This is a genomic window from Alkalimonas sp., assembly GCF_020831925.1.
In the GTDB taxonomy this organism is placed as follows: Bacteria; Pseudomonadota; Gammaproteobacteria; order Enterobacterales; family Alteromonadaceae; genus Alkalimonas.
Genome location: NZ_JAFIFQ010000001.1, coordinates 152,148 through 164,344, shown reverse-complemented (window position 1 = coordinate 164,344; position 12,197 = coordinate 152,148). Strand labels below are relative to the sequence as shown.

Here is a 12,197-nt window from a genome sequence, read left to right as displayed (position 1 = left end):
CGCATTGCCCTCTTAGTAAGTACGCGCTTTCGGTGGAAAAGCCTCACGGAACTTAGGTTCCAGGTTCACTTTCCGCTTAAACATTGACTCGGTCTCCGGGCTGTAGACACTGTGACACAACCAGTTCTCATCGTCCCGATCCGGGAAGTCAAAGCGCGCATGAGCACCACGGCTTTCGGTGCGGTAGTTCGCCGCCACAGCCGTGGAATAGGCCGTTTCCATCAGGTTATCCAGCTCCAGACACTCAATACGTTGAGTATTGAAATCCGAGCTCTTGTCATCCAAGCGGGCAAACTTCAATCGTTCACGGATGGTTTTCAGTTCTTGCAAGCCTTCAGCCATGGCTTCGCCTTCACGGAATACTGAGAAGTTCAGTTGCATGCAGTTCTGCAGGTCTTTCTTAATTTGGACCGGATCTTCGCCCTGACTTGGCTTGCTGTCTTCCCAGCGATGGGTGCGCGCCAAGGCAGCATCCAAGTCCGACTCAGAGGCAGCACGGCCTTCTGAAGTAGCAGCCAGTGCCTCGCCCAGGTGCAAGCCGGTAGCACGACCAAACACCACCAGATCCAGCAACGAGTTACCACCCAGACGGTTGGCACCATGCACCGATACGCAAGCGATTTCGCCACAGGCAAATAAGCCTGGCACAATGGCATCGTTGCCATCGGCGGTCGGCTTAATGACCTGGCCATTCACGTTGGTTGGAATTCCACCCATCATGTAGTGACAGGTTGGGATCACCGGAATAGGCTCTTTCACAGGGTCTACGTGTGCAAACGTACGTGACAGCTCACAAATGCCTGGCAGGCGGCTTTCCAGCACGTCTTCACCTAAGTGATCCAATTTTAGTTTAATGTGCACGCCCCAAGGACCATCGCAACCACGACCTTCACGAATTTCGGTCATCATGGAGCGAGCAACCACGTCACGGCCAGCCAAGTCTTTGGCATTTGGCGCATAACGCTCCATAAAGCGTTCACCATCTTTATTCAGCAGGTAACCACCTTCACCACGGCAGCCTTCCGTAACCAGCGTACCGGCACCGGCGATACCGGTTGGGTGGAATTGCCACATTTCCATATCCTGCAGTGGCACACCAGCACGCAGTGCCATACCAACACCATCACCGGTATTGATGTGGGCATTGGTGGTCGATGCATAAATACGGCCAGCACCACCGGTCGCCAGCACAGTCGCACGGGCTTTAAAGTAAACGATTTCACCGGTTTCAATATCAATGGCAGTACAACCTACCACTGCACCATCCTGGTTTTTCACCAAGTCCAGCGCATACCATTCGCTGAACACCTGAGTGCGGTTTTTAACGTTCTGCTGGTACAGCAGGTGCAATAAAGCATGGCCGGTACGGTCGGCAGCAGCTGCGGTACGGGCGGCTTGCTCGCCGCCGAAATTCTTCGACTGACCACCGAACGGGCGCTGATACACGCGGCCGTTTTCAAAACGGGAAAATGGCAGACCCATGTTCTCCAGTTCGGTAATGGCCTCAGGGCCGGTCTTACACATGTATTCGATGGCGTCCTGGTCACCAATGTAGTCGGAACCTTTGACGGTATCGAACATATGCCATTCCCAGTTATCCGGGTGAGAGTTGCCTAACGCAACGGTAATACCACCCTGGGCAGACACAGTGTGCGAGCGGGTTGGGAAAACTTTTGATAACAAGGCACAGGTTAAACCGGACTGGGTAATCTGTAAGGCAGCGCGCATGCCGGCGCCGCCAGCGCCAATCACAATGGCATCAAACTCACGAACTGGAATACTCATTTACACACCCCACAACACAAAGAGGCCAGCAGCCACGTAACCGAAAGCCACTACACTGACCAGAAACTGCACCACGGCACGAATGCGGGAGCACTTGATGTAATCGGTTACTACTTGCCACAGGCCAATACGAGCGTGAATGGCCACAGAGATAAGCGCAAGTAAGGTAAAGATTTTCATCCACAATTGAGCAAACAGACCTTGCCAGATTTCATACGTCACTTCCGGAGTGACCAGAAAGAAACCCAGAATAAACAGAACGTACAAACCGAGCACTGTCGCGGTCGCACGAATAGACACATAATCCTGCACGCCATCGCGTTTCAGGGATGCTTGATTCAGAACCATAACCAACCTCCGGCCAGAACAGCTAATACAATCCACAGGCCAATGGCCACGCGCGCACTGGTGTTGCCGGAAGACAACTCTTCCCAGTAGCCCAGGTCCATCACCATATGACGAATACCACCAATCAAGTGATACAGCAGCACCGTAATAGTGCCCCACGCCAGGAATTTCGCGAAGTGAGAGGTCAACACAGATTTCACCAGCTCAAAGCCTTCAGCAGAAGACAGCGAGACGGCCCAAGCCCATACAACCAGAATCAGGGCAATGAACATTGCCACGCCGGTGACACGGTGCAGGATAGAGGCTTTCGCAGATGCCGGAAGTGAAATTGTGGTCAGGTCGAGATTTACAGGTCTTTGCTTTTTCACAGTTTCTTGTCCATCGACGCCCGTACACGAGCTTTAGTTGTGATTATTGAAGAACTGAATAATCAGTCATCACCCCAAGCATATACTGCCGGAAACCTGGCATGGTTCAGCGAGAAATACTGAGGAAGGTGAACTGTTTCAGCACCGGCAATAGTATATATTTCATGCCTTGTTATTACAATTTTTGTTTGGTTTTACAGGAAAAAATCCTGTGCCGGCACGTTGCCATAAACAAGCTAGCGCTGCAATACGACCAGAGTCGTATACTTATTGCGCAAAAACGCATTAAAATTGACTTTTGGGGTGGATTTGCAGTTAGAATAGCCGCAGCATCCCTCTTCTGATACTTAATCTATTAATAGGAGAAATCCAATGGCAGATAAAAAAGCCGTCGTGCAGATCGATGAGAAATCGTTCGAGTTGCCTATCTATTCAGGTACGGCCGGCACCGACGTAATTGACGTTCGCGCCTTGGGTCAGCATGGGTATTTCACCTTTGATCCCGGTTTTATGTCGACCGGTTCATGTGAGTCAAAAATTACCTACATTGACGGTGACAAAGGCGTGCTTCTGCACCGGGGTTACCCTATTGAGCAACTGGCGGAAAAATCCAACTATCTGGAACTGTGTTACTTGCTGCTGGAAGGTGAGCTCCCGAATCAACAGCAGTTTGACCAATTTGAAAATACCATCACCCGCCATACCATGGTGCACGAAAAAATCGCCTCTTTCTTTCAGGGTTTCCGGGTTGATGCCCACCCTATGGCCATGCTTTGTGGTGTTGTAGGTGCTTTGTCGTCATTCTACCACTCCGATCTGGATATCAATGATCCAGAGCAACGTAAGCGCAGTGCTCATCGTCTGATCGCCAAGTTACCGACCATCTCCGCGATGGCTTATAAATACACGGTAGGACAGCCATTCGTGTATCCGCGCAACGAACTGAGCTACGCCGAAAACTTCCTGCACATGATGTTCTCAGTACCAGCCGAAGATTACAAAGTAAGCCCGGTGCTGGCTCAGGCTATGGATCGCATCTTTATGCTGCATGCCGACCATGAGCAAAATGCATCGACCTCCACTGTGCGTCTGGCCGGCTCATCAGGTGCTAACCCGTATGCTTGTATCGCTGCCGGTGTTGCGTCGTTGTGGGGCCCGGCCCATGGTGGTGCCAACGAAGCCTGCCTGAAGATGCTGCAGGAGATTGGCTCAGTAGAACGTATTCCTGAGTTCGTTGCCCGCGCCAAAGATAAAAACGATTCCTTCCGTTTGATGGGTTTTGGTCACCGCGTGTACAAAAACTTTGACCCTCGCGCCAAAGTGATGCGGGAAACCTGCCACCAAGTGCTGAAAGAACTGAATATCAAAGATCCTTTGCTGGATGTCGCCATGGAGTTGGAGCGCATTGCGTTGGAAGACCCCTATTTCATTGAGAAAAAGTTGTATCCGAATGTGGACTTCTACAGCGGTATTATCTTAAAAGCCATTGGCATTCCAACCAGCATGTTCACGGTGATCTTCGCTATGTCGCGCACGGTTGGCTGGATCTCTCACTGGGATGAAATGCTTAGCGAGAAAGGTCACAAGATTGGCCGCCCGCGCCAGCTCTATACCGGCCATACAACACGCGACCTGAAAGTCATTAACGAGCGCTAACATTCTGTTTAGCAAAAATTAAGCGACCTCCGGGTCGCTTTTTTACTTTTAGTGCGTATTAGCATAGACTATTGCACTGCACAGTGAATGACTCGGAGTTGTCATGCTTTTCCGTCTTGCCAGTACCATTGACCTCACCGCTGAAGCCCTCCGGCAGGTGGAGCAATCACTCCCCGAACTGGCACAACAAGGCCATTGGCAAGAACGCTATCGCCGTCTGATGCAATTGGCTAAACAATTGCCTGCAATTCCAGAAGAACACCGGCCAAACAGTGCGTTGATTGATGGCTGCGAGAGCCGAGCCTGGCTTATGCATTACCACGATGGTGCCACTGATAAACACTACTTTTTATTTGAATCCGATGCCCGCATTGTGAAAGCCTTGCTCGCTGTTTTATTATGTCAAATCAATGGTATGTCAACGGCAGATCTTAAGAACACCAAACTGGAGCAATGCCTGCAACGCTTGCATTTGACACAACATCTAAGCCAATCCCGGGCCCGTGGTTTAACAGCCGTCATTCAACGGTTAAAGACGATACAGTCAAGCTAACGCTTTTTTGGCCAGCTTTTGCAGCAAGCGAGCAACAGCCGCCATGCCAAAGCTGGCGGTGACCACAGTGACAGCACCGAAGCCACCACTGCAGTCGAGCCGCATTGGGCCGTCTGCGGTTTGCTTTTGCTGACAAACCGTGCCATCCGGCTGGGGGTATTTCAGTTGCTCGGTCGAATACACACAATCAATGCCAAAGCGCCGTTTTGGATTACGGCTGTAATGGTAATCCCGGCGCAGCGTATTGCGCACCTTGGCCAGCAGTGGGTCATTGCTGGTTTGGGTTAAATCAGCAATGGTGATCTGGGTTGGATCGGTTTGACCACCAGCGCCACCCGTACAAATCACTGGGATTTTTTGCCGCTTGCAATGGGCCAACAAAGCTACTTTTGCAGCGACTGAGTCAATGGCATCGACCACATAGTCCAAATCCGGCGTAATCAGCTCAAACAGATTGTCCTTTGTAACGAAGTCCGATACTTCATGGACCTGGCAATCAGGCCAGATAGCCCGAAGGCGTTCAGCCATTACCTCGACCTTATCACGGCCTATGGTAGCACTGCTGGTATGCAGTTGGCGGTTGGTATTGCTGACACAAATATCATCTAGGTCAATCAGGGTAATACGACCAATGCCCGATCGCACCAGAGCTTCCGCCGCCCAGCTGCCAACCCCACCAATACCAACAACGGCGACATGGGCTTGCTGAAAATGCAACAGCGCCTGTTTGCCATACAAACGGGCAATGCCGGCAAAGCGTTGTTCATCCCGAATTTCAGGTACCCTGATACCTGTCTGCTGTTCACTATGCATCACGTCTTTAGGCACCACTATCGTTATTCTCTGTCGGTTGTTGCCAGGATGGCCAGTTTAATTGCCAGGGGGAAGGCCAAAGTGAAGCCAACTCTTGCTGTAAGCGCATAAAACCGTCCCCTGTTTGCGGAGCACAGTGTAGCTGAATGCGCTGACCATGCCAGTCAAAACAAAGGGCATAGGCATGCAGATAAGCACGATCTGCCTGGCTGCCACCATAGAGCGTATCTCCAAGGATAGGGCTGCCAAGGCTTTTCAGTGCCACTCGAATTTGATGCGTCTTCCCCGTCCAGGGTTTCAGTAAAAAAGCTCGTACCACAGGCGCGTCCGCTTGCTGTTCGGCCAAACCTTGACTGATAAAGTAAGTCACCGCAGGCTGCTGCTGACTAGCCAGCAATTTCCAGGCACCGCGACGGGCTTTGGTCATATCGCCTTTCACCCACCCCTGTTTGCGTTTAGGCTTGCGATCACTCAGGGCCAGGTAATATTTTTCCATTTGCTGCTGGCGGAATTTTTCTGCAAACGAAGCGGCTGCCTGCGAGGATTTTGCCAGTAACAGTACACCCGAGGTGAGTTTATCCAGTCGGTGTACCGGGTAGAGCTTGAGGCCAAGTTGCTGTTCTGCCTGCACCACAAACCCCGCCTCAGATTCCGAGTGAAAACTTACGCCCGCAGGCTTATGCAGAGCCAACCAATCGGCATGATTGGCAATGATCTGAAAACGTTCAGTCATCGAGTTGCTGGCAATAAGCTCTGGCTGCCGCCAGATCTGCCTCTGTATCTACCCCATGCGGAGGTTTTTGCAGTGCGGTGGCAACATGGATCTTTTCGCCTTGCCACAGCACGCGCAACTGCTCCAGCGATTCTATTTGCTCCAGTACCGACATAGGCCAGGCAACGTAGCGCCGTATGAAACCAGCCCGATAGGCATAGATACCAATATGGCGGCGATAATGCAGTGCCAACTGCGAACTAAACTGACCATCCCGATCGTAAGGAATGGCTGAACGGCTAAAGTACAAGGCATAGCCTTGCTGATCGCACACCACTTTTACCGTATTCGAATTGCTGATGTCCGCTGCATCATCAAGAGCCACCGCCAATGTAGCCATCTCAGCCAAGTGTTGATTGGCCAGATTGGTGGCAACCTGATTAATAATGCCAGGCGGAATAAAGGGTTCATCACCCTGTACATTCACCACCACAGCATCATCCGAGAGGCCAAGCAGCTCCACCACCTCGGCCAAGCGCTCTGTTCCGGAGTTGTGCTCTGCTCGAGTTAAACAGACTTCCCCGGCAAACCCCTGCACCACATCGGCCACGCGCTGATCATCAGTGGCTACCACCACCCGGCTGGCTCCACTGGCTAAAGCCTGACGATAGACCCGCTCAACCATCGGCATACCGCCAATGTCTGCTAAAGGTTTTCCCGGCAAACGACTGCTGGCATAGCGGGCAGGAATAACTACGATGAAGTCCATGACTGAGTTTCCTCCGCGGTCAAAGAGCGGGCTTCCGATTCCAGCATTACCGGGACACCATCGTGCACCTTAAAAGCCAGCTTATCGAAGGTACAAATCAATTCACTCTGTTTAGCAGAGTACTTCAGTTTGCCCTTACACAACGGGCAAGCCAGAATTTCGGTTAATGCAACGGGTAAGCTCATACTAGCTCCGTAAGTCCGCCAGCAAGGCGGATAATTTTTGTTCAATGCCAGGATCGGGTAGCGCTTCTACCTGCAACTGATACCAGCCGGTTCTGGCAAAGGAACGGCATTTTACCGCATCCTTTTCCGTCATGAGAAGAGGCACAGGTAAATCGGCCAGCTCCTGCTCGGTAAAGGCATGGTGGTCCGGGTAAAAAAAGCGCTCCAATACCTGATATCCAGCCGCTTTAGCCGTCAATTCAAAGCGAGCCGGGTTACCAATTGCTGCCAGCAAGTGAACGGCACTGGCAGCCAATGGCTGCTGATCCAATAAGGCTGTGGCCGAGCTTACCTGCAACTGCATCTGGCCCGCTGCCAGTGCATGGGGCCCACTGTTGGCTATCACCAAGTCAACCTGCTGTAAGCGACTTACTGGCTCACGCAAAGGGCCGGCAGGCAACAATAAACCATTGCCAAGGCCGCGCTGACCATCGATCAGCACAATTTCCAGACTGCGCTGCAACTTATAATGCTGCAGGCCATCATCACTGATGATCAAATCGCAGTCATGATGTGCCAATAAATAACGGCCAGCAGCCACCCGATCCGGACACACCACCACCGGGCAGCCTGAGCGTTGGGCCAACAGTAAAGGCTCATCGCCGACGTCTTTGGCATCGGCTGCAGGCTGCACCAGGGTAGGTTGGCGAATATCAGCACCATAGCCACGGCTAATAATACCGGGCTTATAGCCTTGCTGTTGCAACCAACGGCAAAGCCAAAGCGTAAAAGGGGTTTTGCCGGTACCACCGACACTGATGTTCCCCACCACGATCACCGGAACCGCCAGCGCTTCACTGCTCAGCCAGCCTCGCCTGAATGCACTCCGCCGAGTAGCGGTAATGGCAGCAAACAGCCAGCTAAGAGGCCAAAGCAGCCAACACCACCAGGCTTTTTGGTACCAGCCGCGTTCCAGTGCATTCATGCTGGTTTGGAGCCAAACTGCATCTTGTAAAGCTGGGCATAGGCACCATCTTTAGCCAGCAAACTCTGATGATTACCACGCTCAATAATTTGCCCTTGCTCCATCACAAGAATATGATCAGCATTTTCAATGGTGGATAAACGGTGGGCGATGACAATATTGGTGCGGCCTTTGAGTAACTCATCCAGTGCCGCCTGAATTTTTCGCTCCGACTCTGTATCCAGTGCCGAGGTAGCCTCATCCAGGATCAAAATCGGTGCCTGCCGTAACAGAGCGCGGGCAATGGCAATGCGCTGACGCTGGCCCCCACTCAGCGAAACCCCATTCTCCCCTATCATGGTATTGAGGCCATCTTTCATCTGGCTGGCAAACTCCATCACATGAGCTTTTTCCACCACATCCAGCAGACGCTCTTCACTAACAGGCTCAGGTAGACCATACATAATATTGTTGGCGATGCTGTCATTAAACAGGGTCACGTGTTGCGAGACAATCGCCATCTGCGCCCGCAACGAGCTTAAAGTACAGCTTTTAATGGAAATATCGTCCAGCAGGATGCGCCCTTTTTCAATTTCGTAGAAACGCGGCAGCAAACTTGAAATGGTGGTTTTACCACTGCCAGAACGCCCTACCAAGGCCAGGGTTTCACCAGGCTGCACCTCAAAGCTGATATCTTTAAGCACCTGTTTCTCTTCATGGCCGGGGTAACTGAAATCGACATGGTCAAACCGAATATGGCCGGAGATCCGCCCCAGCACTTTATTGCCGGTATCTTGCTCTGGAAGTTGATCCATTATTTTGAAGATACTGGCAGCAGCCGTCAGGCCACGCTGGAAATCACCGTTAACGGTAGTCAGTTGCTTTAATGGCCGCAATAACAGGGCCATCGAAGTAATGATGGTAGCAAACTTACCTGCAGTCAGGCTCTCCAACATGGCAGGCTGACTTGCCAGGAAGATAACAAATGCCAAGGCAAACGACGCAATCAACTGCACAACGCCGGTGCTGATCGCTCTGGCGGCTTCCATTTTTACATCTTGTTGCCGGGTCGTATTGTTGACCTTGTCGAATCTTTTTTGCTCAATCTCCTGCCCACCAAACGACAAAATCACCTTGTGACCATTCAGCATTTGCTCTGAACAAGTCGTCACCTGCCCCATAGCGGTATTGATGTTATGGCTTATCTTTCTGAAGCGTTTTGAAACCGACTTAACCGTGATCGCGATTACCGGCGCTATCACTAAGAAAATCAATGATAATTGCCAGCTATTCCAGAACATGAGTGCTATCAAGCCGAATACGGTGGCGCCATCACGAATCAACACAATCAGGGCTTTATTGGTTGTTTGTTTAAGCTGCTCAGTTTCGTAGGTGATTTTCGAGATCAAGTCGCCGGTCGAGTGTTTATCGTGAAAGGACACCGGTAAGCGCATCATATGCTCGAACAGTTGCTGCCGCATATCTTTGACGATATGTGTACCTACCCAACTTAAGCAGTAACTGGCTAAAAAGTGGAAAATTCCCCTGAAGATAAACATAACAACGACAAACAAGGGAGCATACTTTAAAAAGTCAGGATTTTTGCCATCGATCCCCTCGTCAATAAAGTTTTTTACTTGCGAGATAAAGGTAACATCCACCGATGCATAGCCAATCATACTTAAAATAGCGACCACAAAACCAAGACGATAGGGCTTTAAGTAGCCAAGCAAACGCCTGGACGTTTTGTTTGAAACATCACTGATATGCAAATTCATGATCCTGTCTTATTGTTCTGCTCATTCTAGCGCCTAACAGGCACCGGCACAGCCTCTGGCTGTACAGAATCCAGCCAAAACGGTACCCGGCGAGCGCGTTTGCTATATATTTGCACAGAATCATGGGCAATGGCTATCTGAATCGTGCCCTGCTCGGCGGTACTCAGCAGCGGGATTTGCAGTGCCTCCAATCGCGCCCGCACCACAGAGGCGGGCCGCTGTACCCGATTCGAGTGCGCATGACTACTTAGCGCCAGTTTTGGTTGCAGCTGCTGCAGATAATCCAGGCTGGAGCTCTGATTGTGGCCAGATCGCGCTAACAACACAACATCTGCCCGTAAATCCGGATAGGCTTGCAACAAATGCATTTCATCAGCCGGCTGCATGGCACCTGGCAGCAAAATACGCCAGCCAGAAATATGCAGCCATAGTACACAGGAAGCACGCCGCTCGCTGCCATGCTGACTCCAATCCTGCAATACCACTAATTCAGCATCAAAAAACTGCTGCGATAAGCTGGCACAAGGCAACGAAGCATGCGCTGTTGGTACATCGGTTACCACCTGCACCGCCGGGTAATGCTGCCGCAGTAGCGGCCAGTGTCCCAGCACCTCTGCATGTTCATGGCTTAACACCAAATAATGCAGCACTTTGACCCCAACCTGTTGCAAATAAGGCAATACCAGCTGTTCGGTGGCACTGCCATGGGCCCAGCCTGGGCCAGCATTGTACAAAAGGCCATGCTGACGATGCTGCACCAATACCGCCTGACCTTGCCCGACATCCAGCAGATGCAAACGCCAGTCTGGCTGCTGTTGCAGCAGATACCAGGCGGGGAGGCAGCTTAACATGGCAAATAGCAGCATCAACCGCTGACGCAGTAACACCAACAAAAGCAAACTAACCGACATCACCAGCAACTGGGTCCAAGGCAGTTCTGGTATTCGCCACCACAATTCGTGATTTGAGGCAGCTAATTCCAACCACCAAAGCAGCGGTGCAAACAGCCCATCCACCAAGGGCCAAAGCCAGGCGGCCCACCCTGGTTGCAGTGCCTGCAGACAGGCGGTGACCAGTAATACCGGGATCGCCAATAAGGAGCACCAGGGCACAAACAGCAGATTTGACAACAGTGCCAGCAAAGAGATGCCACCAAAAAACAACACCGTAAAGGGCATCATGCACAGCGTAAGAAACAAGTGAAAACCAAACAGCCGCTTGAGCTTGGCTAACCAACCTATCCCCTGAGCGGGAAAGCGCCATAAGAAGATAAAAATCAGCCCGACGGCACCCACCGATAACCAAAACCCAGGGGTTAAGCTCCATAGTGGCTGAATCAGCAATAACAGCGCGACTAACAACAACCAGAAACGATGATAACTTAAGCGCTGCCAGTGCCAGCTGTAAAGTACCAGCAGGCACAAGCCAAGCAGTGCCCGCACCGTGGGAATGGCAAAACCTGCCAGCCAGGCATAAGTCGCTGCAGCAGCCAGTGCCAGCACTAGCTTTACCCGGTGTTGCCAGCGCGGTGGCAAGCCAAGTAAGCGAAGTGGCAGCAACAGATAACAACACCAGCCAAATACTAAACCGATATGCAAGCCAGAGATCGCCAGCAAATGCCCCAGGGCAGCATGGCGCAGTCCCTGCCACTCGGTTGCCGAAAACTGGCGCTCACCCAGTGTCAGCGCCAGCAACAACGATTGACTGGACAGGGCATCTGTGGCTTGTTGCAAGGCCACAAAAGCGTGCTGACGCAGCTGTGGTTGATTCCCCAGCAGCGCCGCCGGCTGATCGCTACGTACGCTGGCCTGAGCCAGCTGCTGTTGCACCAGTGCATGACGCACGGCAGAAAAACCGTCACGACTGGCCTGGTCCTGAATGGCACTTAGATTTACCGGCAACTGCCAGATCTGACCGGCATACAAGGGTTCTTTGGGTTGAAACCAATGCACCCGGACTTTGTAACCTGCGGCAGGACCTTGCAAGAGGGTGAGCTCAAACTGACTTGAACGCTCAAAATGTCGGGGGATAGAAGTGATCCGGCCTTCCAGCATGCTAACAGGTGTCTGCAGTAAAGCTGTCATCGCTTGTTGATGACTAATCAGTGCCCAATGCCAACTGAGAAGATACAGCGCCAAACCAACACAAAACCAGCAGCGACGCCAGCTGAAAAATGCTACACTGACAAGCAGCAACCAAAGCACAAAAAAAGGTGGCACTGCCGGTAAAAATAGCGACAATATGCAACCAAGCAGTACCCCCAGCCCAAGTGCTATCATGTTTACTT

At 51.7% G+C, this 12,197-nt stretch carries 12 protein-coding genes; 2 read left to right on the top strand and 10 right to left on the bottom strand.

Features of this window, described 5'->3' with window-relative positions:
* Window positions 1–12: 12 nt before the first annotated feature.
* From sdhA to sdhC, 3 genes are read right to left on the bottom strand one after another with little or no spacing between them, the layout of a single operon-like run.
* Window positions 13–1,785, bottom strand: a complete 1,773-nt coding sequence (gene sdhA / locus JJU14_RS00710) for a succinate dehydrogenase flavoprotein subunit (RefSeq protein ID WP_228610536.1) — start codon at window positions 1,783–1,785, stop codon at window positions 13–15.
* Entirely contained in the window at window positions 1,786–2,133 is a 348-nt protein-coding gene (gene sdhD / locus JJU14_RS00705) for a succinate dehydrogenase, hydrophobic membrane anchor protein (protein WP_091340755.1), read from the bottom strand. It lies immediately after the preceding gene.
* Window positions 2,124–2,501, bottom strand: a complete 378-nt coding sequence (sdhC, locus tag JJU14_RS00700) for a succinate dehydrogenase, cytochrome b556 subunit (RefSeq protein WP_091340758.1) — start codon at window positions 2,499–2,501, stop codon at window positions 2,124–2,126. The genes sdhD and sdhC overlap by 10 nt, the downstream gene beginning before the upstream one ends.
* Window positions 2,502–2,873: 372 nt before the next feature.
* Here sdhC and gltA point away from each other — a divergent pair, with 372 nt between their 5' ends.
* Together gltA and JJU14_RS00690 are read left to right on the top strand one after the other, a co-directional pair.
* Entirely contained in the window at window positions 2,874–4,157 is a 1,284-nt protein-coding gene (gltA, locus tag JJU14_RS00695; RefSeq protein ID WP_228610534.1) for a citrate synthase, read from the top strand.
* Between the two features lie 103 nt (window positions 4,158–4,260).
* Window positions 4,261–4,710, top strand: a complete 450-nt coding sequence (locus JJU14_RS00690) for a SufE family protein (RefSeq protein WP_228610532.1) — start codon at window positions 4,261–4,263, stop codon at window positions 4,708–4,710.
* Here the strand turns inward: JJU14_RS00690 and tcdA are convergent.
* From tcdA to JJU14_RS00655, 7 genes are read right to left on the bottom strand one after another with little or no spacing between them, the layout of a single operon-like run.
* A complete protein-coding gene (gene tcdA, locus JJU14_RS00685) occupies window positions 4,702–5,523 on the bottom strand; it encodes a tRNA cyclic N6-threonylcarbamoyladenosine(37) synthase TcdA (RefSeq protein WP_228610610.1) in 822 nt (273 codons plus the stop codon). The two genes, JJU14_RS00690 and tcdA, sit on opposite strands and share 9 nt — an antisense overlap.
* A gap of 7 nt (window positions 5,524–5,530) precedes the next feature.
* A complete protein-coding gene (locus JJU14_RS00680; protein WP_228610530.1) occupies window positions 5,531–6,256 on the bottom strand; it encodes a TIGR01621 family pseudouridine synthase in 726 nt (241 codons plus the stop codon).
* Entirely contained in the window at window positions 6,249–7,004 is a 756-nt protein-coding gene (gene kdsB, locus JJU14_RS00675; protein WP_228610529.1) for a 3-deoxy-manno-octulosonate cytidylyltransferase, read from the bottom strand. The genes JJU14_RS00680 and kdsB overlap by 8 nt, the downstream gene beginning before the upstream one ends.
* Window positions 6,989–7,189 (bottom strand): Trm112 family protein, encoded by a 201-nt coding sequence (locus JJU14_RS00670; protein ID WP_091340774.1) that lies wholly within the window; start codon window positions 7,187–7,189, stop codon window positions 6,989–6,991. The genes kdsB and JJU14_RS00670 overlap by 16 nt, the downstream gene beginning before the upstream one ends.
* 1 nt (window position 7,190) lies before the next feature.
* A complete protein-coding gene (gene lpxK / locus JJU14_RS00665; protein ID WP_228610526.1) occupies window positions 7,191–8,153 on the bottom strand; it encodes a tetraacyldisaccharide 4'-kinase in 963 nt (320 codons plus the stop codon).
* A complete protein-coding gene (gene msbA / locus JJU14_RS00660; RefSeq protein WP_228610524.1) occupies window positions 8,150–9,910 on the bottom strand; it encodes a lipid A export permease/ATP-binding protein MsbA in 1,761 nt (586 codons plus the stop codon). The genes lpxK and msbA overlap by 4 nt, the downstream gene beginning before the upstream one ends.
* Window positions 9,911–9,936: 26 nt before the next feature.
* Window positions 9,937–12,189, bottom strand: coding sequence for a DNA internalization-related competence protein ComEC/Rec2 (locus tag JJU14_RS00655; protein WP_228610523.1), 2,253 nt, complete (start codon window positions 12,187–12,189; stop codon window positions 9,937–9,939).
* Between the last annotated feature and the right edge of the window lie 8 nt (window positions 12,190–12,197).